Source organism: Novosphingobium sp. PhB165, assembly GCF_004341845.1.
Classification (GTDB): Bacteria; Pseudomonadota; Alphaproteobacteria; order Sphingomonadales; family Sphingomonadaceae; genus Novosphingobium.
Genome location: NZ_SLVB01000001.1, coordinates 535,869 through 561,370, shown reverse-complemented (window position 1 = coordinate 561,370; position 25,502 = coordinate 535,869). Strand labels below are relative to the sequence as shown.

Here is a 25,502-nt window from a genome sequence, read left to right as displayed (position 1 = left end):
TCAACAAGACCCGTCAGGCCGGAGCGAGGCCGTAATCCACACCTGTTGTTTGTGCGCTGACGTCCCACAACCGCCGTGCCGCTTCGGGATCGGTGGCGGACGGCTTGCGCTTCGCCACGCCCGAGGGGCCCGAAACCTCGCCCATGCGCTGGGGGCCGTAGTATTGGCCGGGTTCGACGGCGTCCGTCGCCGCCTGAAGCGTGGGCCACGCCCCTTGCGCCGCGCTGTTGAGCATCACGCCGACAATCGGGAACAGTGCCCGGAACGCCAGCGAGTGACGCCCCAGTTCGGTGGAAGCGACGCCGGGATGGCAGGCCACCGCCGTAACCGGCGAGCCCGCCGCGCGCAGGCGATGGTCCAGTTCGTACATGTGCAGCAGGTTCATCAGCTTGCTGTCGCCATAGCGCTGCGAGCGGTTGTAGCTGCGATGCGCGTCGAGATCGTCCCAGTCGATCTTGCCGCGCCGATGGGCAAGGCTGGCGGTGATGACCACGCGCCCGTCATCCACGGCGGACAACTTGGCCAGCAACAGCCCGGTCAGTGCAAACGTGCCAAGGTGGTTCACCCCGAACTGCAATTCGTGCCCCTGCACCGTACGCTGGAGCGGCGGCATCATGACGCCCGCATTGTTCACCAGCACATCGAGCCGAGGCTCGTCACGCGAAACCATCGCGGCGCATTCGCGCACGCTGGCAAGGTCCGCCTGATCGAGCGGCACGAAGGCCAGATTGGCGCCGGGCACTTCCATGCGGATGTGCTCCATGGCGAGCCGCGCCTTGTCCTCACTGCGGCAGGCGAGCAGCACGCGCGCGCCCTGCGCGGCAAGCACTTTCGTCGCCTCGTAACCGAGCCCGGTATTGGCGCCGGTGACGAGGAAGCACTTGCCGGCCTGTCCGGTCACATCCGCTGCAGTGAATCCCGTCAAAGCGCCATCTCCAGTTGAGCGACCGGCGCGAAACTGCGGCGGTGGTGAATGGTCGGGCCGTGGGTACGCAGCGCCTCAAGGTGCTGGGCGGTGCCGTAACCCGCATTGCGCTCCCAGCCGTAGTGCGGGTGCGCCAGTGCCAGTTCGCGCATCAGGCGGTCCCGGTGCTCCTTGGCGATGATCGAGGCGGCCGAAATGCACGGTTCCACCGCGTCCCCGCCGACAATGGCGCGCGCGTTCCAGCGCCACTCGGCGGTGCGACCGTGCGGCGTCATGTTGCCGTCGATCAGGACTTCGTGCGGGTCTTGCTCAAGCTGCGCGCAGAGCGCGGCGACCGCGCGCGTCATCGCCAGCATCGTCGCGCCGAAGATGTTGATCCGGTCGATCTCCTCGACGCCGACCACGCCCACGGCCCAACGGCAGCGGCGCTTGATCACCTCTTCCAGCTCCGCGCGGCGCTTGCCGGACAACTTCTTGGAATCGTCCAACCCCGATGGCCGGGGCTTGCACAGCACGACCGCGCCCGCCACAACCGGACCGGCCAGAGGGCCACGCCCTGCCTCGTCCACGCCGATGATGAGGCGGCCCGGTGCAATGGCAACAGGGGATGAAATCGACGTGACCAAGCGGAATACCTCCAGATCGCTCCTCGCTGCGGTATCGCCCGTAGCTTTCATCCTCGCAAGCTGCGGTGCGGCAGGCTCCGGGGATAAGGCGTCCGCGGCGACGGCCGATGCCGCGCCGTTCAAGGTCTCGCAAGTCGCCGCGTTCAACGAGCCCTGGGCGATGGATATCGACAAGGCCACCGGCGCGATGATCGTCACCGAGAAGAAAGGCAGGATCCGCCTGCGTCTTGCCGATGGCACGATGGGCGAAGTGAGCGGCGCACCGACGGTCGCCTATGGCGGACAGGGCGGGCTGGGCGACGTGATCTTCGCTCCGGACCAAACCGGCAAGACGCTCGATGCCAAGACATTGAACGGGCGTGTGGTCTACCTCAGCTGGGCGGAAGCCGGCGAAGGCGATACGCGCGGCGCGGCGGTCGGCAAGGGCACCCTCTCCTGCCCGCAACCAGCAAGCTGCTCGCTTCAGGGCCTGACGGTGATCTGGCGGCAAGTGCCCAAGGTGACCGGAGAGGGCCACTTTTCGCACCGCCTGGTGTTCTCCCCGGACGGCAAGTACCTCTTCGTCAGCTCGGGCGAGCGGCAGAAGTTCACGCCTGCGCAGGACCTTGGCACCAATCTCGGCAAGATCGTGCGCCTGCTGCCCGACGGCACCCCTGCCCCCGGCAATCCTTTTGCCGACAAGGGCGCGCCGACCAACCAGATCTGGTCCTATGGCCATCGCAACGTGCTGGGCCTCGTGTTCGATGACAAGGGCCGACTCTGGAACCTCGAACACGGCCCGGCGGGCGGTGACGAGATCAACCTCATCAAGCCGGGTCATAACTACGGTTGGCCGCTGGTCTCGGACGGCGACAATTACAACGGTACGCCGATCCCGCGCCACAAGACCCGGCCCGACCTTGCCGCCCCGGCGATCAGCTGGAACCCGGTGATCGCGCCGGGCGACTTCATTTTCTACACCGGCCAGCAATTCCCGCAGTGGCAGGGGCAGTTCCTGATCGCCTCTTTCGCCCTTCCCGGCCTCGTGCGCGTGCGGATCGACGGGGAAAAGGCCGTGGAGGAAGCGCGTTACCCGCTCGATAACCGCATCCGCGAGATCCAGCAGGGGCCCGACGGATCGATCTGGCTGCTGGAGGACGGCCCCGCTCCAGACTCCGGCCGGTTGCTGCATCTCACACCATCAACCTAATAGCCCTCACATGAATTGAATCGACAAACCGGCGCGCCGCACCTATCGGCCCGCGCGATGTCCGATATCGCCACGCTCATTCCGCTCGACAATGTCGATCCCGCGCTCGTCGAAGCGCTGCTCGATCGTGCGTTCGAGCCGGAGCGACACACGCGCACCGCCTACAAGGTGCGTGCGGGCACCGATTGGCTGCCCGGGCTGTCCTTCGCGGCGCTGGACGGCAGCGAGATGCTGGTCGGCACGATCCAGTGCTGGCCGGTCGCGCTGACCGATCCGGACGGGCGCGCGCACCCGATGATCATGATGGGGCCGGTGGCCGTGCTTCCCGGCCTTCAGGGCAAGGGCTTCGGCAAGGCGCTGATGTCGGCCAGCCTTGCCGGGATCGACGCACGCGCGCCGCTGCCGCAAGTGCTGATCGGCGATCCCGACTATTACGGCCGCTTCTGGGGCTTCTCGAACGAGGCGACCGGCGAATGGACGCTTCCGGGACCCTTCGAGCGGCACCGCCTGCTCGTACGCTGCGACAATCCGGCCGTTCTGCCGCGCGAGGGCGCGCTGGGGCCTTGGCTCCGTTAATAATCGCGTCTTCCCGTTAAATCGCGGGCGGACACGCACTGGACCTTGGCGCGCGAGCCCCTATCTGGCATCGCGAAGCCATGCCTTATGACGTGCCGCCCGATCTCTCCGCCCTGACGCTCGCCGAAGCGGCCGAGTTGGTGGCCGCGCGCAAGCTGCCGCCGGTCTCCGAATGGTCGCCCGCGCAGACGGGCGACAGCGAAATGCGCATCATGGCCGACGGGCGCTGGTTCCATCAGGGCGGCGAAATCCGCCGTCCCGCCATGGTCCGCGCCTTCGCCTCCCTCCTGCTGCGCGACGACGATGGCCGGCACTGGCTGGTCACACCCGCCGAGAAGCTCTCGATCGAGGTCGAGGACGCCGCCTTCATCGCCACCGATGTACGGGCAGACGGCGACGCGCTGGTCTTCCGCCTCAATACCGACGATATCGTCATCGCCGGGCCGGATCACCCGATCCGCAGCGCAGGCGATCCCGAGACACCGGCGCTCTATCTTGCCGTCCGCAATGGCGCCGAGGCCCGTCTCAACCGCAGCACTTACGGTCAGCTTGCCGAGATCGCGCTTTCCGGCGGCGACCTTTCGGTGACCAGCCGGGGCGCGACTTTCGATCTGGTGCCGTCATGAGCCTGCTGTTTGATCGCCTCCGCCCGCGTTTCGACGCCGCGCACAAGAACGCGCCGCCCGAACTCTGGCTCGATCCGCGCATCGACGAGATCCCCGAGTTCAAGCCCGCCGCCGTGCTGGTGACGCTGACCGAGCGTGACAAGCCCGGCACGCTGCTGCTCCATCGCCCCTCCACGATGCGCGCCCACCCCGGCCAGATCGCCTTCCCCGGCGGCCGGCTGGACGACGGCGAAACCGCGATCGAGGCCGCGCTGCGCGAGGCGGACGAGGAACTGGGCATCCATCCGCGCGACGTGCAGGTGCTGGGCACCAGCGACGTCTACCGCACCGGCAGCGGCTACGAGATCACGCCGGTACTTGCGGTGATCCCCGCCGACCTGCCGATCCACCCCAATCCCGCCGAAGTGGCGCAGTGGTTCGAGGCGCCGATGAGCTACCTCCTCGATCCCGCCAACCAGCAGCAATGCTCGGTGGAATGGGAAAACCGCCATCACCGCTTTGTCGAGATCAACTGGCACGACCACCGCATCTGGGGCGTGACCGGAGCGATCCTTCACAACCTTTCCCGCAGGCTCGACTGGAATGACTGAACCACTGCCCACCCGCATCGCGCCCGAATGGATGCGGAGGGAGGATATCGCGGCGCTGGTGGAAACGCTGGGTGCCGAAAATGCCCGCTACGTCGGCGGCGCGGTGCGCGACACGCTGCTGGGCCTGCCGGTCAAGGACATCGACATGGCAACCGTGCTCGAACCCGACGCGGTGATGGAACGCCTGAAGAGCGCCGATATTCACAGGATCCCCACCGGCATCGACCACGGCACCGTTACGGCCGTACTGCCCGGCGGCCCCGTGGAGATCACCACGCTGCGCCATGACGTCTCGACCGACGGGCGCCGCGCTACGGTGGCCTTCGCCGAAGACTGGCGCGAAGACGCCGCGCGGCGCGATTTCACGATCAACGCGCTCTATGCCGATCCGCTGACCGGCGAGGTCTTCGACTGGTTCGACGGCCTTGCCGACCTTGCCGCCCGCCGCGTGCGCTTCATCGGCGATGCCCGCCAGCGCATCCGCGAGGACCACTTGCGCATCTTGCGCTACTTCCGGTTTCAGGCCCGGTTTGGCTCGCAACCCGCTGACGAGGAAGCGGAAAGTGCCTGCGCCGAACTCGCTGCCACGCTCAAGGGCCTCTCGCGCGAGCGTGTGGGCATGGAGATGATGAACCTTCTCGGTCTGCCCGATCCGGCGCCGACTATCGCGCGCATGGCCGAGCTTGGCGTGCTCGCGGTGATCCTGCCCGAGGCCGATCCGGTCGCCCTTGCGGCACTGGTGGCGCAGGAAAAGGCGCAGGCCATCGCGCCCGAAGCGCTACGCCGCCTTGCTGCGCTGTTGCCCGCGCAAGTGCCGCTGGCCGAGCAGATCGCCTCTCGCTTCCGCCTTTCCGGCGCGCAGAAAAAGCGCCTCGCCCTCGCCGCCGCGAGAGAGGACGAGCCCGGAGAGCCGCGCGCACTCGCCTACCGGCTGGGCCGCGAAAGCGCGCTCGACCGGCTGCTGATCGCCGGTGCCGACACCGCGGCGCTGGGCCAGTGGGACATTCCCGCCTTCCCGCTCAAGGGTGGCCAGATCGTGGCGCGCGGCGTCAGCGCCGGACCTGAAGTGGCCCGCGTGCTGCGCCGCGTCGAAGATCGCTGGATCGCCGAGGGCTTTCCCGCAGCCCCGCGCATCGACGCGCTGCTCGATGCGGAACTGACAGGGCAGGCGCAGTGAACTTCGGGCAGCTTGAAGCGCTGCTTTATGCGAAGCCGCTGCTGGCGCTGACCATCGTCGCGATCCTGCTGGCGGTGCTGGCCGGCATGCTGCTCCACCGTTACCCGCGCCTTGGGCATGGCATGCGCAATACGGCGTACCTCGCCCTCACTGCCGCGCTTCTGCTGACCGTCGCCAGCCTTGCCACCAGCGCGCACCGTTCGGATGCCGCGCTCTGGCTCGATCAGGTGAGGCCGGCCGCTGTTGAAGGCGGGCAGACCGTGCTACCGCTGCGGACCGACGGCCACTTCTGGGTCGAGGCGCAGCTCAATGGCGTGCCTGTCAATTTCCTGATCGATACCGGCGCCACTTACACCGGCATCTCCCAATCGGCCGCCCGCCGCGCGGGCATCATGCCCGACGAAGGCGATCAGGGCGTGATGCTGGATACGGCGGGCGGCACCATCGTCGCCCGCATGGGAACCGCAAGTTCGCTGCGCTTCGGCTCGATCGAGGCGACCTCCCTGCCCGTCGCCATCGGCCCGGACAGCGAGGTCGAAACCAATGTCATCGGCATGAACCTGCTGTCGCAGCTGGGAAGTTGGCGGGTGGACAATAACCAGCTCATTCTGGTGCCCAAGCCTGCGAGCGCGGCCAAGGATTGAGGCGGGGGTGCGGAAAATCGCTCCCTCAAGATTGTCAGGCAGGCCCCAGCACAAAACAGTCCGTCGCCCCCGCGAAGGCGGAGGCCCCGCTTCCTTTTCGCCCCGCCGCAAGAACAAGCGGGGTCCCCGCCTTCGCGGGGACGACGGGGGATTTGGGATGGCTCGGATCACGAATGATCCGGGTGTTCGGCGGCCATGTAAAAGCCGCTGAACACCTTATTTATCCCTGAAACTTGTTGTCCCTCGGGAACCCGGTCGGCGGCAGACGGCCTGCCGCGCCGCGTGCGACTTTCCAGAGACCCATGTCCTTTTCGGTCCGCGTGCGGCCGCTGTCGCCGCCCATCGTCCACGACAGGCCATCCTCAAGCTTGAGCGTAATGAGATCGGACAGTCCGCCGTCACGGTAGCGCTGGAGCGTCACACCCTGCCCCTTGGCCATCAGCGGCAGTTCTTCCAGACTGAAGATCACCAGCTTGCGATTGTCGCCAACCACGGCAACATGGTCATGCTCGGCAGGGATCTCGCGCACGATCTTGAGCTGAACGCCCGCCTTGGTGGACATGACCGCACGGCCCTTGCGCGTTTCGGCCAGCAATTCCTCCGCCTCGACCGCAAATCCGCGACCCACGTTCGAGGCCAGCAGGATCTGCGACTTCGGCTTGTAAACCAGCGCCGCGATGATGTGCGCATCCGCATCGATATCGACCATCGTGCGGATCGGCTCGCCAAACCCGCGCGCGCCCGGAAGCTTGTCGGCACCGACCGTGTAGAAGCGGCCATTATCCAGCGCGATCAGCACCTTATCGGTGGTCTGCGCGTGGAAGGCATAGGCCGGGCCGTCGCCTTCCTTGAACTTGAAGTCGCCATCCAGCGGAACATGGCCCTTGGCGGCGCGCACCCAGCCCTTCGCCGAGAGGATCACCGTCACCGGCTCCTTCTCGATCATCGCGTCCATGCTGAATTCTACCGTCGGCTTGGCCTGCGCGATCGTCGTGCGGCGGCGGCCGATGACGGTATCCTCGGCATATTCCTTGCGCAGCGTGGTCAGGTCACGCTTGAGGCGCGTGCGCTGGCGAGCCGGGCTTTCGAGCAGCTTGTTGAGGTCATCCTGCTCGCGCAGCAGTTCCTCGTGCTCCTTGCGAAGCTCCATTTCCTCAAGCTTGCGCAAACTGCGCAGGCGCATGTTGAGAATGGCTTCGGCCTGACGATCGGTCAGTTCGAACTCGGCCATCATCACCGGCTTGGGCTCATCCTCGGTGCGGATGATCTCGATGATCCGGTCCAGGTTGAGATAAGCGATGATGTAACCGGCGACCAGTTCCAGCCGCGCGGCGATCTTTTCCAAGCGGTGGCGCGCGCGGCGCAGCAGGATGTCGATCTGGCTGTAAACCCATTCGGACAGCAGCAGCTTCAGGCCCATCACCCCCGGCGTGCGATGCGAATCCAGCACGTTGAGGTTGAGCGAGAAGCGGCTTTCCAGATCGGTAAGCCGGTAAAGGCTTTCCTTCAGCAGCTCGGGATCGACATTGCGACTCTTGGGCACGAAGACGATGCGGATCTGCTCGTCGCTTTCGTCGCGAATGTCTTCGAGGATCGGGAGCTTCTTGTCACCGATCAGCGCGGCGACCTGCTCGATCAGCTTGCCCTTGGCCAGCATGTAGGGAATTTCGGAAATGACGAGCTGCCACTGGCCGCTGCCAAGCCGCTCGATCCCGCTCTCTTCCCAGTTGCCCGCCTGATCCTTTCCGGTCGAGAACCGGCCGCGCACACGGAAGGCGCCCTTGCCGGTTTCATAAGCGTGGCTGATCGCCTCGGGACTATCGACCACCAGGCCGCCGGTCGCGAAATCGGGGCCGTGGAACACCTGCATGAGCTGCTCATGCTCGGCATGGGGATTGTCGATCAGCATCATCGTCGCATCGATGATCTCGGCGACGTTGTGGCTGGGGATTGAGGTCGCCATGCCCACGGCGATGCCGGTCGAACCGTTCGCCAGCAGGTTGGGGAACATGCCGGGGAACAGGTCCGGCTCGCTCTCTTCACCGTTGTAGGTGGGAACGAAATCGACGGTGCCCTCGTCCAGCCCGGACATCAGGTGGATCGCCGTACGCGTCAGGCGCGCTTCGGTGTAGCGGTAGGCGGCCGCATTATCGCCGTCGATATTGCCGAAGTTGCCCTGGCCCTGCACCAGCGGATAGCGCAGCGAGAAGTCCTGCGCGAGGCGGACCATCGCGTCGTAGACCGAAGCGTCGCCATGCGGGTGATACTTGCCGATCACGTCACCGACGACGCGGGCCGACTTCTTGTAGGCATTGCCGGGATCGAGCTTCAGCTGCCGCATCGCCCAGAGCAGGCGGCGGTGGACCGGCTTCAATCCGTCACGCAAATCCGGCAGCGAGCGCGCCGTGATGGTCGAAAGCGCATAGACAAGGTAGCGCTGAGACAGCGCGGCATCGAAAGGCGCATCGACGATGGCGTCGAACGGATCTGAATCTTCGTCGGTCGTGGTCACCATGGGCGGAACCTAGCAGCGCCCCGCCCGGTGCCAAGTCGGATTCCCGTGTTTTCCAGAACTTGGTTTCCCGATTCGTTCCGATTTATCGGGATCAGCCGATCTGCATGTCTCGCGAGAGGCCGGGGATGCGCACTTCCAGGCCGTCCAGCGCCTCGGTCAGTTCGATCTGGCAGGACAGGCGGCTGGTGCGCGTGACGCCGGCAGCGAGGTCGAGCATGTCTTCCTCGTCATTGGAGGCCGGCTCAAGAACATCGAACCACTCGGGCGAGACGATCACGTGGCAGGTGGAGCAGGCCATCTGGCCTTCGCATGTGCCCTCAAGCGGCATGCCGCAGCGCTGGGCAAGGGCAAGGAGACGCGTCCCCGGCTCGGCCTCGGCCGTGACGGATACACCTTCAGCGGTAACAAATCTGACGTTCAACAATTCAGACTCCCTGCGCCGCTGCTGCGGCATCGATACGTGCGCAGGCATCCCCGATTTCCCTAAGCCCAGTATATCTCCCGAATCCCAGACGGATAGAGCTTTTGGCCTGCCGGTCCGAAAGTCCCAATGCTTTCAGCACGTGGCTGGGTCGTCCCGATCCGCTGGCGCAGGCGGAACCGGCGGAAAAGGCCATGTCCCGCAAGTCCGACATCAGCCGCGCGACATCGAGCCCGTCGCGCCGCACATTGAGGTTTCCGCGCCAGCGATGCTTGGCCGAGCCGTTGAGCGTCCAGCGGGCCAGCGCCTCCCGCGCCGCCGTCCACAGCGCCTCGACATGCGCCGCGTCCGCTTCCATGCGCTGTGCGGCAAGTCTGGCTGCCGCGCCGAAACCCGCACAGAGAGCCGGACTCAGCGTTCCCGAGCGCAATCCCTGCTCCTGTCCGCCGCCGTGAATCAGGGGCTTAAGGTCCAGCCCGTCCCGGATCCACAGCGCACCGATTCCCTTGGGACCGTAGAGCTTGTGCGCCGAAAGCGCGATGAGATCGGCGCCCTGCGGCGCTGCGATCTTGCCCGCACCCTGCACCGCATCGCAGAGGAACAATGCCCCCGCGCGGTGCGCAGCCTCGGCCAGCGCGGCGATCGGCTGGACAGTGCCGATCTCGTTATTGACTTGCATGACCGCGACAAGGTCCGGACCGTCAGAAAGGTTGAGCGCAGGATCGACCAATCCGTCGGCATCGACGGGAAGGATCGCCACATCGGGATCGACCACCCGCGCGGCGTCGAGAACGGCCGCATGCTCGATTGCGGAGACTGCCAGCCTGCGCGCGCCGCTGCCGAACAAGGCAAGATTGATCGCCTCGGTCGCGCCGGAGGTGAAGACAACCCTGCCCCCCGGCGGCAGCAGCGCCGCAACCTGTTCGCGCGCCACTTCGACAATGGCGGCCGCGCCGCGTCCGGGACGGTGGGGACTATGCGGATTGGCGAAACCCACGCCCTCCGGCCCGCCAAGCCACGGCAGCATCGCCTCGCGCGCTTCGGGGGCGAGCGGCGTGGTGGCCTGATAGTCGAGGTAGATCATGCGTTCACCTGCGCCCAGGCTTCCGCAAAGGCATCGAGTTCGGCCGGCGTGGTATTCCAGCCAATGCTGATGCGCACGGTGCGCCGGGCGAGGTCTTCGTCGACGCCGAAGCCCTGCAAGACCCGGCTCTGCTTGAGCGTGCCCGAGGAGCAGGCGCTTCCCGCCGAAATCGCAAAGCCCATGGCATCCATGCGGATCAGTGTGGCGGTCGCGGCCAGACGCGGCGCGGCAACGGCAAAGATATGCGAACAGGGCATGCCCGGCTGAAGGATCTCCCCATGCGCGGACAGACGGTTCCTGAAGTCGAAGCGCTGCTCGCTGGTGGTTTCCCAGTCTTCCAGACCCCGCGCTTCAAGCGCAGCGGCGAAACCGAGCGCGCCGGGCAGGTTCTCGGTCCCGGCACGGTAGCCACGCTCCTGTCCGCCGTTCGGCTCCAGCATAGCGAAATCCTTCACCAGCAAGGCGCCGATGCCGACGGGACCGCCCAGCTTGTGCGCGGAGACAACTACCATATCCGCGTCAGGCAAGGCCATCTTGCCCGCCGATTGCGAGCAATCCGCCAGGAACAGCCCGCCCGCCGCGCGCACCTGTTCGGCCAAGGGCGTGCGTCCAGCGGGCAGCAGCACAGTGCCGGTCTCCGAGTTGATCGACTGTACCGCGACGACCGGACGCCCCGCGCCCGCCAGCGCCGCCGCAAGCGCGCCTGCATCGACTTCGCCCTCACGCATGGACAACACTTCGGCATCGGGCGCGGCGCGAAACACGGCGTCATGCTCGACCGCAGAGACCAGCCGCCGCTCCGCCTTGGCGCGACCAAGGCCGATCGCCAGCGCCTCACTGGCGCCGGAGGTGAAAATCAGTTCACCCTCCCAGCCCAGCACCCGTTTTACCCGCTCGCGCGCATCCTCCAGCCCGGCCCGGGCGGCGCGGCCGGCCTTGTGCGGGCTCGACGGGTTGGCCCAGATTCGCGCCCCTTCCAGCCACGCATCGCGCGCTTCGGACATGATCGGCGTGGTCGCGGCATGGTCGAGATAGATCGGTGCGTTTTCGATTTCGGGGGCCATTGTTTGCAAAAGTTGTTTTCGGGGCGGTTGTTTCTATATAGCGAACCTTCTTATTTGCACTCCCGCGATTGCCGGTGCGGCAGACCGCCGCCGGTATTTCGCGGGAGTTTCAACAGGTCAGGCCCGCAAACACATGCCCGCAGTCATTTTTCCCGGACCCGAAGGCCGCCTCGAAGGCCGCTTCCAGCCCGCAACGCGCCCGCGCGCACCGGTGGCGATGATCCTTCACCCGCACCCGCAGGCGGGCGGCACGATGAACGACCGGGTCACCCAGCACCTTTACAAGGCCTTCGTGGCGCGCGGCTTCGCCACGCTGCGCTTCAACTTCCGCGGCGTCGGCCGCAGCCAGGGCAGCTTCGACAACGGCGTGGGCGAACTGTCCGACGCCGCCGCCGCGCTTGACTGGGTGCAGTCAATCCATCCCGAAGCCTCGACCACCTGGATCGCCGGTTACTCGTTCGGCGCACTGATCGGCATGCAGCTGCTGATGCGCCGCCCGGAGATTCGCGGCTTCATCTCGGTGGCCCCGCCGGCCAACATGTACGATTTCTCGTTCCTCGCCCCCTGCCCCGCCTCGGGCATCATCATCCAGGGCGCGGCGGACACGGTGGTCACGCCGAACGCGGTGCAGAAGCTGGTCGACAAGCTGCGCACGCAGAAGCACATCACCATCCACCACGACGAAATCCCGCGCGCGAACCACTTCTTCGAGAACGAGATCGACGATCTGATGCGTTCGGTGGACAATTACCTCGATATGCGTCTTTCGCCGGATTGTCCGATTAAGTGACGCAAGCGGTTGGCGCCCGCAAAGCGGGCGCTTACCCCTTGCGTCACCCTGAACTTGTTTCAGGGGCCATTTCTCAGCCTAGGCTGGGGGTCGCAGGGGTAAAGCCGCGACGGCGTATTACTGCCGCCAGACACAGCGCCAGAACCACGATGGCCCCTGAGCCGAAGGCCAGCGCAGCTAAACAAGTTCAGGGTGACGTCAGTGGAAGTTGGTGCGTCGGTTCGGAAATCGCAAAATTGGCAAAAGGCGTCGGAGGCTCACTCCGGCGCCTTTTCCTTTGCCGCACCGGCCAGCGTCTCGCCGCCGGACGTGGGCACGACCAGAATCGCCACATTCGCCACCATCACCCCCGCCAGCACCAGCATCAGCACCGCCTGCTTGCGATACCCCCCACGCCGAAACAGCGCAAAAGCGCCCAGCACAAGCGCGACAATAGTGAGAACGAGCAGGGAAAGCGCAATGTCCATGGTTATCCCCTAGCCGAGCGCGGTCCGGCAATCGAGCGGGTTTGACACACGCCTCGTCGCTCGCCAATTTCGCGGCCCATGAAGAACCAGACCATGGCCCCCCCGCCGCTCTCGCGTCGCACCACGCTCCAACTTCTCGCCACCGGTACCGCCGCGCTCGCGCTGCCCGGCGCCCGCGCGCTCGCCGCCGCACCGGCCGGACAGCAGAACGCCGCCGCTCTGCTCGATTCGATCGCGTGGAACATGCTGGAGCACGCGCCTGAAAACGCCACCAGCCTCGGCGTCGACACCGGCGCGCATGCCGCGCTGCGCTCGCGCCTTGAGGACCGCTCCTTCGCGGGCCGCGCCGCGCTCGGAAAGACGCTGCGCGCCGATCTCGCCCGCGTCGAGGCATTCGACACCACCGGGCTGGACCATGCGAACCGCACCAGCCTCGCCGTCGTGCGCAGCGCCTACAAGACCGCGCTCGACGGTCTGGCCCAGCCCTATGGCGACGTGGCCGTGGGCGGCTGGCGCAACACGCCTTACGTCGTGATCCAGAACGTCGGCGCCTATCTCGATACGCCCAAGTTCCTTGACGCCGATCACCCGGTGAAGACCGCCGCCGATGCCGAGGCCTATGTCTCGCGCCTCTCGCAGTTCGATGCCCAGCTTGACGGTGAGCTGGAGCGCATGCGCGCGGCAACCGACAAGGGCCTCGTCCCGCCCGACTTCCTGCTGGACCGCGCCATCGCGCAGATGGAAAGCACGATTACCGAGGCGCGGAACAATGGCGGCGGGCTGGTGTCCTCGCTTGTCGGCCGCACCAAGACGATCCCCGGCGACTGGGAGAACCGCACCAAGACCATCGTCGCGGGCGAAGTGGTGCCCGCGCTGGAACGCCAACTGGCCGAACTCAAGCGCCAGCGCGGCCTTGCCAAGAGCGATCCGGGTATGGGCGCCCGCCCGAATGGCGACGAGTTCTACGCCTGGGCCCTGCGCGCCAGCACCACCACGACCGTCCCCGCCGAGGAAATCCACCAGCGCGGGATGGAGGAACTGGCGGCGCTCCACGCCCGCATGGACCCGATCCTGAAGTCGCTTGGCTATACGCAGGGCACTGTGGGCGCGCGGATGTCCGCGCTCGGCAACGACAAGCGCTTCATGTTCTCCGAAGGCGATCCCGGCCGGGCCGAGATCATGGCCTTCATCCAGAAGCGCATCGACTGGATCCGCGCGCAGATGCCGCGCGCCTTCCGCGATCCGGTCTCGGGCAATGTCGAAGTGCGCCGCCTGCCACTTTCGGAAGAGCCCGGCGCGCCCACGGCCTATGGCGGCGGCGGCTCGAAGGACGGCACGGTGCCCGGCAAGATGTGGATCAACCTCCACACCACCGACCTGCACCGCAAGTTCGACCTGCCCACGCTGGTCCATCACGAGGCGATCCCCGGCCACGTCTGGCAGGGCGAATATGCCAACCGGCTGCCGCTGATCCGCTCGATGCTGGCGTTCAACGCCTATTCCGAAGGCTGGGCGCTCTACGCCGAACAGCTTGCGGACGAGCTTGGCGCCTATGACGACGATCCGGTGGGCCGCCTCGGCTACCTCCAGTCGATCGCTTTCCGTGCCTGCCGCATGGTGGTCGATACCGGCCTTCACGCCAAGGGCTGGAGCCGCCAGCAGGCGGTGCAGTTCTTCGTCGAACGCAACGGCAGCAATGCGGGCGAGATCGCCAGCGAAGTGGACCGCTATTGCTCGTGGCCGGGTCAGGCCTGCGGCTACAAGATGGGTCATTCGGAGATCAACCGCCAGCGCGACCGCGCCAAGGCGGCGCTGGGCACGGCCTACGACCTCCGCGATTTCAACCAGGCCGTGGTCGACGGCGGCAATGTCCCGCTCGACGTGCTGGCCACCAATATCGACGAATATATCACCACCACCGGCAAGCGCTGATCGCTCCGCCGCGCTCACGGGGCACCATGCCCCATGAGCGCGGACATGGCGTAGGCACCCGGCCTGCCGGGGAGCAGGATCGATCCGCCGCCCCTACGTTGTCCGACTCAGGCGCGTGCGGGCGGCGGTTCGTTTTTCACCCCCCCGGAACTCAGCCAAGGAGCATGCCCATGTCCATCTTCGGCTCGATCAAGGATGCCATTTTCGGAAAGAAGGCCGCGCCGGCGCCTGCCGCAGCGGCACCAGCGGCAGCCCCCGCCGCAGCGCCTGCTCCCGCAGCCGCGGCCCCGCCGCCGCAGGCCGCGCCCGAATCGGTAGACGTCAGCGCCGTGCTGACCGAAATGGCGTCCGGCAAGAACCTCGACTGGCAGCACTCGATCGTCGATCTGATGAAAGTGCTCAATATCGATTCCAGCCTCGACAACCGCAAGGAACTGGCGAAGGAGCTGGGCTATACCGGCGCGCTGGACGGCTCGGCGGAAATGAACCTGTGGCTGCACAAGGAAACTCTGCGCCAACTAGCTGCCCACGGCGGTCAGGTGCCGGCCGACATGCTCGATTAAAGCATTTTCAAGTCGGGTGGCATCACCTGACGGCTCGGAACGAACGGATTACGCTCAGAATTCGTCCAGCTTCGTCGTTTCGTCGCCCCCGCGCAGGCGGGGGCCCCGCTGCCTTGAAACCTCTCGTTCTGCTGCCAGAAAGCGGGATCCCCGCCTGCGCGGGGATGACGGGTGTTTTTCGGGCAGGGATCGGGCAGCCGGGAGCACTGCCAAGTCGGCCGGGTCGGATTCGCCTTGCGAATTTGTCCGCGCCTTCGGACGGCCCACGAGAAAGGCCGCCCCGCTCAAGCAGGGCGGCCTTCTTCGTCATGGCCGGGGTTCAGCTCTTGCCGAACAGGCCCTTGGCCATGTTGGTGATGTCGTCGACCACGCTGCCGTCACCGTCCTTGTCGAGGAAGGACGTGAACTTCGACGGATCGCTGGAAACGAGACTGGCGAACTGACCCAGAGAGCCCTCGCCGCCGATCGAGCTGATGATCTGCTGGATCGTGCCGACACCCAGACCGGTCTTTTCCGCCGCCAGTTGCGCGGTATCGCCTTCCTGCTGATGCGCGAAGCCGAGTGCGGCGATCGCCTTTTCCGCCGTTGCCGGATCAAGGCCCAGCTTGCCGGCAAGGTTCTCGACATCGGGGTGATCGCTGACCTGGCCGAGAATGCCGTCAAAAATTCCCATGGTCGTTTCTCCATGAAAGAGAGAGGGGGAGCGACAGCATGCACCCAATTCATGACAAGACAAGGGCCCCGAAACCGAAGTTCCGGGACCCTGCCTTTATTTCACGCTGAACGGCGCGCGTTGGCGCCGTTTCCGGCCGTTACACCGAGACGGGTGCAGCCTTGCGGACGCCTTCGTCGACATGGGCTTCGAACTGGGCGAAGTTGTCGATGAACTGCTTGACCAGAGTCTGCGCGGTCTTGTCGTACTCGGCGCCGTCGGCCCAGGCCGCGCGGGGATCGAGCAGCTTGGCGTCAACGCCCGGAACCGCGACCGGCACTTCGAAGCCGAAGTTCGGATCTTCCTTGAACTCGGCAGTGTTCAGGCTGCCGTCCAGTGCAGCATTGAGCAGCGCGCGGGTGGCCTTGATCGGCATGCGCTTGATGCCTTCCATCGTGGCCTTGCCGCCCGACCAGCCGGTGTTGACCAGCCAGCACTTCACGCCGCCCTTGGCGATACGCTCCTTGAGGAGGTTGCCGTAGACCGACGGGTGACGCGGCATGAACGGCGCGCCGAAGCAGGTCGAGAAGGTCGCTTCCGGCTCGGTCACGCCGATCTCGGTACCGGCAACGCGCGCGGTGTAGCCCGAGAGGAAGTGGTACATCGCCTGATCGGGCGTGAGACGCGCGATCGGAGGCAGCACACCATAAGCGTCTGCGGTCAGGAAGATGATGTTCTTCGGAACCGGGCCGAGGTTCTTCTCCGAGGTGTTCGGAATGAAGTCGATCGGGTAGGAACCGCGGCTGTTCTCGGCCAGCGAGTTGTCGTCGAGGTCGATCTCGCGCGTGACCGGGTCGATCACGACGTTTTCGAGCACGGTGCCGAAACGCTTGGTGGTCGCGAAGATTTCCGGCTCGGCTTCGGCCGAGAGGCGGATCATCTTGGCGTAGCAGCCGCCTTCGAAGTTGAACACCGCAGTGTCCGACCAGCCATGCTCGTCGTCACCGATCAGGGTACGCGAGGCGTCGGCCGAAAGCGTGGTCTTGCCGGTGCCCGACAGGCCGAAGAACACGGCAGTGTCGCCCTCGGGGCCGATGTTGGCCGAGCAGTGCATCGGCATCACGCCCTTGGTGGGCAGCAGGTAGTTGAGGATGCCGAAGACCGACTTCTTCATCTCGCCCGCATAGGACGTGCCGCCGATCAGGATCAGCTTCTCGGTGAAGTTGACCGCGATCACGGTTTCGCTGCGGCTGCCGTGACGCTCGGGATCGGCGCGGAAGCTGGGCAGGTCGATGATCGTGTATTCGGGCGCGAAGTCCGCGAGTTCAGCGGCGTCCGGACGCACCAGCAGGGTGCGGATGAACAGGTTGTGCCAGGCGAACTCGTTGATGATGCGCACCTTGACGCGGTGCTCCGGCTGCGAACCGCCGAACAGGTCCGCCACGTAGAGCGTATCCTTCTCGGCCACGGCCTTGAGGAAGTCTTCCTTGAGCGCGGCGAAGTGCTCCGGCGTCATTGCGACGTTCGTCTTGCCCCACCAGACCGTATTTTCGGTCTCGGCGTCCTTGACGATGAACTTGTCCTTGGCGGAGCGGCCGGTGTGTTTGCCGGTGGCGACGACGAAAGGTCCGTCGACGCTCAGCACGCCCTCTCCGTTTCTGACCGCATGTTCCACGAGCGGGGCCGTGCCCAGGTTCGCGAAGATTTCCGCGTTGGTTTCAATGCCTTGTTTGGCGAGCGGATAGTTCAGGGTAGCGGTCAATGTCATCTCCTCCATTTTCAGGCACCGATCGAGGGGGATCGATCGATACCCGGACATTTTTTCGCAAGACTCGGGGCGCGCATAATCCCGCCCCCCTTTTCCGTCAAATCTGGGGAAAAATAAACCAATCGGACTGCGACGAACCTTATCTCTTTTGCGTCAGGAACGGAGATTGTCAGCCGGACCCACTCCCGCTAGGCGTTTGTCGCTAGCGATAAAGAGGACCCCGCAGCCTCATGGCAGAGCCTTCGACAGCCCCCGGAAACGGCGAGACGATCCCCGCCCCCGCCCATGCGGGAGAAGTCCGGGCCGAAGCGCCCGCGCGTATCCAGACGATCGCGCTCGTCGATGACGACCGCAATATCCTCGCCACGCTGTCCATCAGCCTTCAGGCCGAAGGCTTTGCCACGCGCGTCTACACCGATGGCGAGGCCGCGCTGAAAGCGCTGCTCGACAATCCGCCCGACCTTGCGATCTTCGACATCAAGATGCCGCGCATGGACGGACTCTCGCTGCTTCAGGCGCTGCGCGCGCAGTCCAGCCTGCCGGTGATCTTCCTCACCTCCAAGGACGAGGAGCCGGACGAGGCGCTCGGGCTGGCCATGGGGGCGGACGATTACATCGCCAAACCGTTCAGCCAGCGCCTGCTCGTCGCGCGCATTCGCGCCATCCTGCGGCGCAGCGAACTCGTGCGCGCGCCCATCGATGCCGACTCCGGCGAAAGCCTGCCGGACACGGTGGTACGCGGGCGCCTGCAACTCGATCCCGCCCGCCATCAGGTCGCATGGGACGGCACGCCGGTCTCGCTGACGGTTACCGAGTTCCTGATCCTGGAGGCGCTGGCGATGCGCCCGGGCGTGGTCAAGAGCCGCAACCAGCTGATGGACGCCGCCTACAGCGAGGACGTCTATGTCGACGACCGCACCATCGACAGCCACATCAAGCGCCTGCGCCGCAAGTTCCGCGCCGTCGATCCCGAGTTCGCCGCAATCGACACGCTCTACGGCGCCGGTTACTCCTTCGCCGATGGCTGAACACCACCGCACAAAGCGGTCCAAATCGTCCCGCGCCACCTCATCGCGTCATCCCTTATCCGGCAAGGCCTCGCTCGGCGTCCGTCTGGGCCTGCCGTGGCGCGTCTCGCTCACCGCGCGCATTCTTGCCGTGAACGTCATCGCGCTGGCGCTGTTGGCAGGCAGCCTGTTCTACCTCGACAGCTACCGGCGCGAATTGCTGGACGAGCGCTACCGCCTCGCCGCCTCGCAGGCCGAGATCGTCGCCCATGCCCTTTCCGGCACCGAGGGAGATCAGCGCCGCGACCTGATCGCCCGCATCGGATCGAGCGAAACCCTGCGCCTTCGTCTGTTCGATGCGAAAGGCCACCTGATCGCGGACAGTTTCGCACTGGCCCCGCCGTCCTATACGCTTGTCGATCCGGCCACCGAGCCGTGGTTGCAGGACGCCGCCCGCGCGCTGGACAGCGGCATGAACTTCGTCCTCGGCTCCCCCCCGGTGCCTCCCTATCACGACAATCCGGGCGCCAATGCCAGCGCCTGGCCGGAGATCGCCACCGCCCTCGCCAATGGCCGCACCGAAGTCAGCAACGAGGCCGCGCCAGACCAGACCCCGGTCATCATCGCCGCAACTCCGGTGGGCGACCGGGGCGATGCCCTGCTCGTCACCCGCAACGCGCGCGACATTACCGAGAACGTGCGGATGGCGCGTCAGACGCTGGCGATCATCGTCGGCGGCGCGCTGGGCGTCTCGATCCTGCTCTCGCTGTTCCTGGCCCGCACCATCGTAGAGCCGCTGCGCAAACTGGTGCGCGCAACCGTGCGTGTGCGGCTCGGCCGCGACCGCAGCGTGGTGGTGCCTCGCCTGCCCGACCGGCGTGACGAAATCGGCCTGCTCGCGCGTGCCGTCTCGGACATGAGCGGCGCCCTGCGCCAGCGTATCGACGCCGTAGAAAGCTTCGCGGCCGATGTCGCCCACGAACTCAAGAACCCGCTGACCTCGCTGCGCAGCGCGCTCGAAAGCCTCGACCGGGTCGAGGATGCGGACCTGCGCCGCCAGTTGCTCGGCATCGCCAAGGATGACGTGCGCCGCATCGACTTCCTCGTGACCGAGATCGCCGATGCCAGTCGCATCGACGCCGAACTGAGCCGCACCACATTCGAACCGGTCGATATGCTGCGGCTGGTGCGCGCACTGGTCAACGAACGGGAGCAGCGCGGCGTCAACGGGAACTGCCCGGTCGAGATCCTCGAAGCCGCCGGGGTCGATGCCTATGGGGCCGACCGGCTGGTTGTCCCCGGGGATGCCGGACGGCTCGAACGCGTGCTCCAGAACCTGATCGACAATGCCATCTCGTTCTCGCCCGCCGGTGCGCCGATCGAGATCATGCTGACCCGCGAAGCGCAACGCGTGGTAATCGCCGTTTCCGACCACGGACCCGGCATTCCCGAGCCCGCGCGTGAGCGGATCTTCGAACGCTTCCACTCGCTGCGCCCGTCGGGCGAGGAATTCGGCAAGCACAGCGGCCTCGGCCTCGCCATCGCGCGCACCATCGTCGAGGCGCATTTCGGCAAGCTGCGCGCCACGGATCGTATCGACGGCGAGCATGGGGCCCGGCTGGTGTTCTCCCTTCCCGCATGGCAGGGCGAGTGACATGACGGGAACACCGCCTCTCGTGCGTCAGGCCACCAGCGTCGCCATCGACGGCCGCGCGATACTGATCGAGGGCGATTCCGGAACGGGCAAGTCAAGCCTCGCGCTGGAACTCATCGACCGGGGCGCGGTGCTGGTGGGGGACGACGCCGTCCTGCTCGAAGTGTCCGGCAACCGCCTTCTGGCGCATCCCCATCCCAATACGCGCGGACTCGTCGAAGTGCGCAACCTTGGCATCCTGCCCTTCCCTTGCGCGGAGGAGGCAACGGTTGCGCTCGTCATCGTGCTGAACCCGCAGGCCCCGCGCTTCATCGAAGCGGCCGATACTATTGAAATTGCGGGAATCGCCATCCCGCTGGTGCGCCTCTGGCCGCACGCGGGCCCGCTCGCGCTCAAGGCGGAACTGGCACTGTCCCACTTTGGCAACAGGGTTTGCTGACAGCGCTACCCTCCCTCTTCCCTTTCCGGTCCGCCCGGCGCAAACAGGCCCTCATGACCCCCGATTCCCCGGAAAGCGAATATCTGTCAGAGGCCGAAGCCATCCCGGACCGTCAGCGCGTGCTGCTGGTCACCGGCATGCTTGGCGCTGGCAAGACGACCGTGCTGCGCGTCCTTGAGGATCTGGGCTGGGAAATCATCGACAACTTCCCGGTACGCCTGCTCGAACGCTTGATCGAAAGCGCGCCGGTAGCCGACCAGTCGCCGCGCCCGCCGCTGGCGATCGGCTTCGATTGCCGCACCCGCGGTTTCGATCCCGAACGCGTGATCGGACAAGTCCGGACGCTCAGCGAACGCGGCGATATCGAGCTCAATACCCTGTTCCTCGACTGTTCGAGCAAGGAACTGGAACGCCGCTTCAACGAGACCCGCCGCCGCCACGCACTGGCCGCCGATGCCCCGGTCGATACCGGCATCCGTGCCGAGCGTGAGTTGCTCGCACCGCTGCGGCGCTGGGCCGATCTGCTGGTGGAAACCACCGAATTCACCTCGAACGACCTCCAGCGCGTGATTCGCGAGCGTTTCTCGGCCGAACGGCCTGACGATCTCACGCTGACCATCTCCAGCTTCGGTTTTTCGCGTGGAATGCCACCGCTGGCCGATCTGGTCTTCGATATGCGCTTCGTGGAAAATCCCCACTGGGATCCCATACTGCGGCCGATGACCGGACTGGATGCGCCGGTGGGCGACTATATCCGCCGCGATCCAGCCTTCGACGAAGCTTTCGAGCGAATCCGCGATCTTCTCCTTCTGCTCCTTCCCCGTTACCGCTCACAGGGAAAGGCCTATGTCCACGTCGCATTCGGGTGTACGGGGGGGCGGCACAGGTCGGTATTCACAGCCGAGCGCATGGCTGCGGCCTTGCGCGAAGCGGGATTTTCGCCCACATTGCTGCACCGCAACCTGGGCTCGCGAGCAGCCGATCTTCTGGAAGGAGGTCAGCGGCGTGAAAAATGAACAAACAATCTGGTCGCCCAAGCAAGAAAAAGTTCGGAGCCCGTTTCCAGCATGATCGGCATGATCCTGGTTACCCACGGCAATCTCGCCGAGGAGTTCGTACACGCGATGGAGCACGTCGTCGGCGATCAGTCGGCGGTGGCGACTGTCTGCATCGGTCCCAATGACGATATGGAGCGTCGCCGCAGCGAGATTGCCGAGGCAATCGTCGCGGTCGACAGCGGCCAGGGCGTCATCATCCTTACCGACCTGTTCGGCGGAACCCCCTCCAATCTGGCGATCTCGCTGATGGAGGCCGGGCGCGTCGAAGTGATCGCCGGCATCAACCTGCCGATGCTGATCCGCCTCGCCAAGGCCCGCGAATGCATGTCGGTGCGCGAAGCCGCCGCGGCCGCGCGCGACGCAGGCCGCAATTACATCACCATCGCAAGCGAATACCTGGGGCAAGACGCCGCATGAATGATTGTCGTGAGACGGTCCTGATCGTGAACCAGCGGGGGCTGCACGCCCGCGCCAGTGCCAAGTTCGTGAATCACGTGGCTGAATTGCCGGCCACCGTGCTGGTCAAGGTCGGCAAGGACGGGATCGAGGCCGCGGGCAATTCGATCCTCGGGCTGATGATGCTCGGTGCCGCCAAGGGCGACACGATCGAGATTTCCTGCGTGGGCGATGGCGCACCTGACGCGCTGTCGGTGCTGGCAGGCTTGGTCCGCGATGGATTCGGCGAAGAATAAGGGCAGTCCGTTGGCCGAGCGCCGCACTATTACCGGTTTTTCGAACCCGCTGGTCAAATTCCTGCGCTCCTTGCGCGAGAAGAAGCATCGCAAGCGGGAAGAGCGTTTCCTGGCCGAAGGCCTGCGCTTGCTCACGGATGCGCGCGAATGCGGCGTCCTGCCCGAGATGCTCGTCATGGCCATCGGGCGCGAACCGCACCCTCTGCTTGACGCGCTGGAAGAGGCCGTGGCCGCCGCCGGCGGTGAGATCGTCGAGATGGACGAAGAGATCCTTGCCAAAGTCACCGGCAAGGACAATCCGCAGGCGGTGGCCGGCGTCTTTGCCGAATTCGACACCCGCCTCGCCAATCTCGATCGCTCCGCTGCGCCGATCTGGCTGGTGGCGCAAGCGCTGCGCGATCCTGGTAACCTTGGCACAATGCTGCGCACCGGCGACGCCGTGGGCGCTGGTGGCCTGATCCTGATCGACGACTGCGCCGACCCCTTCTCGGTGGAAGCCGTGCGCGCCAGCATGGGCGCGATCTTCACACAGAAGATCGCCATCGCGCGCTGGGATGAATTCCTGCCCTGGCTGCGCAATGGCGATGGCGGAAACGGGGGGCAGCTTGTCGCCGCCTCGCTGCGCGATCCCACCGATTACCGTGAGGCACCTTACGCCGCGCCCTGTTTCCTGATGGTCGGTAACGAATCGCAAGGCCTGCCGCAGGCCTATGAGGAGGCCTGCGACCTTCGCGTGACCATCCCCATGCTGGGCCGCGCCGACAGCCTCAATGCCGCCGTCGCCGGTGCCGTGCTCGCCTACGAAGCCTTGGCGCATCTGCGTCCGGGCAAGTAAGCGCCGGTTTGTCCTAAGAGCGTTCGGAACAAGGTAATGAGGCCGGTGCCTTAAGCTCCAGCCTCATTAGCGATCTACACCAATACATGCGCCCCGCGGCCTTTCCGAAAGGCCGTGTTCATCACAGCCTCAGGTCGGTTGTGGCAGGAGCGTCGACGATGGTTCGTCACGCCCTTCTGCCGGTCTTCTGCGCCGCCTCACTCGCTGCATGCTCGGGCGGCGGCGGCGGCGATTCGCAGCTTTCCCGCAGCACCTGGCGCTTCACGCTGATCGATGGCCAGCACCCCCAGACGGACGGTGCCCGCATCACGTTCGAGGGTCGAAAGATCGGCGTGCGTGTCGGCTGCAACCAGATGGACGGCCCATGGCGAGTCGATGACGACCGGCTGGTCGCCGGACCGCTGGCGCTCACCGAAATGAGCTGTCCGACACCAGCATGGGATCAGGAAAAGGCGATCGGCGCGCTGCTCGTCGCCACGCCGCGATTCACCGTTGATCGCAATCGCATGATCCTGCAATCGAGCGGCCACACCGCCGAGCTGCAACGGGAAACCAGCGTAGCCGGGAATGACAAGCTCCCCGGCACTGGCAGTTAAGGCTTATTCGGCCGCTTCGGCGCTCTCTTCTTCCGCCTCGTTCGAGAAGTCCGCGATAACCGCGCCGGATTCGGAGAATCGCGGCGCGGCTTCGACCATCGGCACATCGTCCGAAATCTCGCGCTTGCCGATCTTGATGTGCTTTTCGGTCAGGCGGCGAGCGCGGCTCATCACATTGCCCTCATAAGTCCGCGCGAAATCGTTGAAGCTGTTGACCGCGCGGCCGAGATGCACGCCGACCTTCGACAGATCGTCCTGCGTCTTGGCAATGCTGTCATAGAGATCGCTGCCGAGCTTACCGATCTCGCGCGCTTCCTTGGCAAGGCCTTCCTGCTGCCAGACCTGCGCAATGGTGCGGCAGATGGCGACGAGATTGGTTGGGCTCGCCAGCAGCACGCGGCGCTCGAAGGCATAGTCCCACAGGCTCGAATCGTGATCGAGCGCAGCGGCAATGAAGTGCTCGCCCGGCACGAACATCAGCACATAGTCCGGCGCGTTCTCGAACTGGCTCTGATAGCTCTTGGTGCCCAGTGTCTGGATATGGTTGCGCATCGAGGCGGCATGGGCATCGAGGAAGGCAAGTCGCGCCGTCTCGTCATCCGCCTCGAAAGCATCCTGATAGGCATTGAGCGAGACCTTGGCGTCGATCACCAGTTGCTTGTTGCCGGGAATACGCACGATGGCGTCGGGACGCAGACGTCCCTCATCGGTATCGATCGAATGCTCGGTGACGAAATCGGTATGTTCGGTCAGCCCGCACTGTTCGAGCACGTTCTTGAGCTGCTGCTCGCCCCAGCGTCCGCGCGCCTTAGGCGCATTACGCAGCGAATTGCCGAGCCGGACGGCTTCGGCCCGCACCTGCTCCTGCCCAACCCGGAGCGCCTCGATCTGGCCGGTAAGCTGGCCGAAGGCATCGACGCGCTTGGCCTCCAGCGCGGTAACCTGCTCCTCGTAGCTCTTCAGCCGCGCGCCGACGGGCGCGAGCAAAGTGGCAATGCGCTCGGCATTGGCCTTTTCGCTTTCCTCGAAACGCGCACCGGCGCGGGTCAGGAAGGCCTCCTGCGCGCCCGCCAGAACCTTGGCCCCGGCATTCTCGAATTCCTTGCGAAGCGCTTCCTGCGCTTCGATCAGCAGACGCTTCTGCTCGTCGAAATTGGCGGATTTTTCGCGCAGGGTCGCGAGTTCGGAAGCAAGTTCGCGCTGTTCGCGGCGCAGGGCGTCGACAAGCGACGCATGTTCGGTGCGTGTGCGCTCCAGCACGGTCCCGTGCTCGCCGCGCAGCCGTTCGATCGTTTCGCCGTGGCCACGCCGGGCAATATCCATCGCCTCGGCATGGTCCACGCGGCCGCGCTCAAGCGCTTCGGCAAGGTCATCCGCGCGAATGGCGCGTTCGCTCGCCGAAGCGAGGTCGCGAATCGCGGCGCGGAACTTCTCATCGAGTTCGCGCGCTTCGCGATCGCGGATTTCGTGGCGGTTTCGCCAATCAGCAACCGGTCTGGAACCGAAGAACCAGCCGGCTCCAAGACCGACAACAAGCGCGAGAATGGCGACGACAGCGATTTCCATCCCGGCAGCATAACCGGAACATTCAGGGAACGCCAGCCCTCAGGCC

The 25,502-nt window shown here is 65.7% G+C and carries 27 protein-coding genes; 17 read left to right on the top strand and 10 right to left on the bottom strand.

Annotated features, from left to right (window positions below):
- Positions 1-13: 13 nt before the first annotated feature.
- Together EDF56_RS02725 and EDF56_RS02720 are read right to left on the bottom strand one after the other, a co-directional pair.
- The gene (locus EDF56_RS02725; protein WP_132385181.1) at positions 14-925 is read right to left on the bottom strand and encodes an oxidoreductase; all 912 of its coding nucleotides are present in this window, start codon (positions 923-925) and stop codon (positions 14-16) included.
- On the bottom strand, positions 922-1,551 hold the full coding sequence (locus tag EDF56_RS02720; RefSeq protein ID WP_243652347.1) for a ribonuclease HII: 630 nt from the start codon (positions 1,549-1,551) through the stop codon (positions 922-924). Before EDF56_RS02720 ends, EDF56_RS02725 begins: the two co-directional genes overlap by 4 nt.
- Between EDF56_RS02720 and EDF56_RS02715 the strand changes: the two genes are divergently transcribed.
- The 6 genes from EDF56_RS02715 (at position 1,544) to EDF56_RS02690 (ending at position 6,353) form a co-directional block, all read left to right on the top strand.
- A complete protein-coding gene (locus EDF56_RS02715) occupies positions 1,544-2,740 on the top strand; it encodes a PQQ-dependent sugar dehydrogenase (protein WP_243652346.1) in 1,197 nt (398 codons plus the stop codon). The two genes, EDF56_RS02720 and EDF56_RS02715, sit on opposite strands and share 8 nt — an antisense overlap.
- Before the next feature lie 57 nt (positions 2,741-2,797).
- Positions 2,798-3,316, top strand: coding sequence for an N-acetyltransferase (locus EDF56_RS02710; RefSeq protein WP_207904605.1), 519 nt, complete (start codon positions 2,798-2,800; stop codon positions 3,314-3,316).
- An 80-nt stretch (positions 3,317-3,396) separates the two neighbouring features.
- Positions 3,397-3,942 (top strand): DUF1285 domain-containing protein, encoded by a 546-nt coding sequence (locus EDF56_RS02705; RefSeq protein WP_132385178.1) that lies wholly within the window; start codon positions 3,397-3,399, stop codon positions 3,940-3,942.
- Positions 3,939-4,532 carry a CoA pyrophosphatase gene (locus EDF56_RS02700; protein ID WP_132385177.1) on the top strand — a complete coding sequence of 198 codons (594 nt, stop codon included), beginning with the start codon at positions 3,939-3,941 and terminating at the stop codon, positions 4,530-4,532. The genes EDF56_RS02705 and EDF56_RS02700 overlap by 4 nt, the downstream gene beginning before the upstream one ends.
- Complete coding sequence (locus tag EDF56_RS02695; RefSeq protein WP_132385176.1) at positions 4,525-5,709, top strand: CCA tRNA nucleotidyltransferase; 1,185 nt, start codon at positions 4,525-4,527, stop codon at positions 5,707-5,709. The genes EDF56_RS02700 and EDF56_RS02695 overlap by 8 nt, the downstream gene beginning before the upstream one ends.
- On the top strand, positions 5,706-6,353 hold the full coding sequence (locus EDF56_RS02690) for a TIGR02281 family clan AA aspartic protease (protein WP_243652345.1): 648 nt from the start codon (positions 5,706-5,708) through the stop codon (positions 6,351-6,353). Before EDF56_RS02695 ends, EDF56_RS02690 begins: the two co-directional genes overlap by 4 nt.
- A gap of 220 nt (positions 6,354-6,573) precedes the next feature.
- On the opposite strand, the gene parC is transcribed toward EDF56_RS02690, so the two are convergent.
- The 4 genes from parC to EDF56_RS02670 all read right to left on the bottom strand — a co-directional run bounded on the left by parC (position 6,574) and on the right by EDF56_RS02670 (position 11,437).
- On the bottom strand, positions 6,574-8,868 hold the full coding sequence (parC, locus tag EDF56_RS02685; RefSeq protein WP_132385175.1) for a DNA topoisomerase IV subunit A: 2,295 nt from the start codon (positions 8,866-8,868) through the stop codon (positions 6,574-6,576).
- A 91-nt stretch (positions 8,869-8,959) separates the two neighbouring features.
- Positions 8,960-9,292 (bottom strand): 2Fe-2S iron-sulfur cluster-binding protein, encoded by a 333-nt coding sequence (locus EDF56_RS02680; protein ID WP_243652344.1) that lies wholly within the window; start codon positions 9,290-9,292, stop codon positions 8,960-8,962.
- 1 nt (position 9,293) lies between these two features.
- The gene (locus tag EDF56_RS02675; protein WP_132385174.1) at positions 9,294-10,373 is read right to left on the bottom strand and encodes a cysteine desulfurase family protein; all 1,080 of its coding nucleotides are present in this window, start codon (positions 10,371-10,373) and stop codon (positions 9,294-9,296) included.
- Complete coding sequence (locus EDF56_RS02670) at positions 10,370-11,437, bottom strand: aminotransferase class V-fold PLP-dependent enzyme (RefSeq protein WP_132385173.1); 1,068 nt, start codon at positions 11,435-11,437, stop codon at positions 10,370-10,372. Before EDF56_RS02670 ends, EDF56_RS02675 begins: the two co-directional genes overlap by 4 nt.
- Before the next feature lie 133 nt (positions 11,438-11,570).
- Between EDF56_RS02670 and EDF56_RS02665 the strand changes: the two genes are divergently transcribed.
- Complete coding sequence (locus tag EDF56_RS02665; protein WP_132385172.1) at positions 11,571-12,227, top strand: alpha/beta hydrolase; 657 nt, start codon at positions 11,571-11,573, stop codon at positions 12,225-12,227.
- Positions 12,228-12,484: 257 nt separating this feature from the next.
- Here EDF56_RS02665 and EDF56_RS02660 read toward each other — a convergent pair whose 3' ends face one another.
- Positions 12,485-12,694 carry a hypothetical protein gene (locus EDF56_RS02660; RefSeq protein WP_132385171.1) on the bottom strand — a complete coding sequence of 70 codons (210 nt, stop codon included), beginning with the start codon at positions 12,692-12,694 and terminating at the stop codon, positions 12,485-12,487.
- Positions 12,695-12,772: 78 nt separating this feature from the next.
- On the opposite strand from EDF56_RS02660, the gene EDF56_RS02655 reads away from it, so the two are divergent.
- On the top strand, positions 12,773-14,626 hold the full coding sequence (locus EDF56_RS02655; protein WP_243652343.1) for a DUF885 domain-containing protein: 1,854 nt from the start codon (positions 12,773-12,775) through the stop codon (positions 14,624-14,626).
- A 170-nt stretch (positions 14,627-14,796) separates the two neighbouring features.
- On the top strand, positions 14,797-15,189 hold the full coding sequence (locus tag EDF56_RS02650; protein ID WP_132385169.1) for a DUF3597 domain-containing protein: 393 nt from the start codon (positions 14,797-14,799) through the stop codon (positions 15,187-15,189).
- 319 nt (positions 15,190-15,508) lie between these two features.
- Here EDF56_RS02650 and EDF56_RS02645 read toward each other — a convergent pair whose 3' ends face one another.
- Positions 15,509-15,862, bottom strand: coding sequence for a hypothetical protein (locus EDF56_RS02645; protein ID WP_132385168.1), 354 nt, complete (start codon positions 15,860-15,862; stop codon positions 15,509-15,511).
- A gap of 139 nt (positions 15,863-16,001) precedes the next feature.
- The gene (locus tag EDF56_RS02640; RefSeq protein WP_132385167.1) at positions 16,002-17,609 is read right to left on the bottom strand and encodes a phosphoenolpyruvate carboxykinase; all 1,608 of its coding nucleotides are present in this window, start codon (positions 17,607-17,609) and stop codon (positions 16,002-16,004) included.
- A 230-nt stretch (positions 17,610-17,839) separates the two neighbouring features.
- Here EDF56_RS02640 and EDF56_RS02635 point away from each other — a divergent pair, with 230 nt between their 5' ends.
- The 8 genes from EDF56_RS02635 (at position 17,840) to EDF56_RS02600 (ending at position 23,890) form a co-directional block, all read left to right on the top strand.
- Positions 17,840-18,637 carry a response regulator transcription factor gene (locus EDF56_RS02635; RefSeq protein WP_132385166.1) on the top strand — a complete coding sequence of 266 codons (798 nt, stop codon included), beginning with the start codon at positions 17,840-17,842 and terminating at the stop codon, positions 18,635-18,637.
- Complete coding sequence (locus tag EDF56_RS02630) at positions 18,630-20,270, top strand: stimulus-sensing domain-containing protein (RefSeq protein WP_132385165.1); 1,641 nt, start codon at positions 18,630-18,632, stop codon at positions 20,268-20,270. Before EDF56_RS02635 ends, EDF56_RS02630 begins: the two co-directional genes overlap by 8 nt.
- 1 nt (position 20,271) lies before the next feature.
- Entirely contained in the window at positions 20,272-20,709 is a 438-nt protein-coding gene (locus tag EDF56_RS02625; RefSeq protein ID WP_132385164.1) for an HPr kinase/phosphatase C-terminal domain-containing protein, read from the top strand.
- Positions 20,710-20,762: 53 nt separating this feature from the next.
- On the top strand, positions 20,763-21,725 hold the full coding sequence (gene rapZ, locus EDF56_RS02620) for an RNase adapter RapZ (RefSeq protein WP_132385163.1): 963 nt from the start codon (positions 20,763-20,765) through the stop codon (positions 21,723-21,725).
- A 51-nt stretch (positions 21,726-21,776) separates the two neighbouring features.
- Positions 21,777-22,184: a PTS sugar transporter subunit IIA gene (locus EDF56_RS02615; RefSeq protein ID WP_132385162.1), complete on the top strand. Its 408-nt coding sequence runs from the start codon at positions 21,777-21,779 to the stop codon at positions 22,182-22,184.
- Entirely contained in the window at positions 22,181-22,459 is a 279-nt protein-coding gene (locus EDF56_RS02610; protein ID WP_132385161.1) for an HPr family phosphocarrier protein, read from the top strand. Before EDF56_RS02615 ends, EDF56_RS02610 begins: the two co-directional genes overlap by 4 nt.
- Before the next feature lie 10 nt (positions 22,460-22,469).
- The gene (locus tag EDF56_RS02605) at positions 22,470-23,294 is read left to right on the top strand and encodes an RNA methyltransferase (RefSeq protein ID WP_132385160.1); all 825 of its coding nucleotides are present in this window, start codon (positions 22,470-22,472) and stop codon (positions 23,292-23,294) included.
- A gap of 158 nt (positions 23,295-23,452) precedes the next feature.
- A complete protein-coding gene (locus tag EDF56_RS02600; RefSeq protein WP_132385159.1) occupies positions 23,453-23,890 on the top strand; it encodes an META domain-containing protein in 438 nt (145 codons plus the stop codon).
- 3 nt (positions 23,891-23,893) lie between these two features.
- Here EDF56_RS02600 and rmuC read toward each other — a convergent pair whose 3' ends face one another.
- A complete protein-coding gene (gene rmuC / locus EDF56_RS02595) occupies positions 23,894-25,456 on the bottom strand; it encodes a DNA recombination protein RmuC (RefSeq protein ID WP_132385158.1) in 1,563 nt (520 codons plus the stop codon).
- Positions 25,457-25,502: the final 46 nt, after the last annotated feature.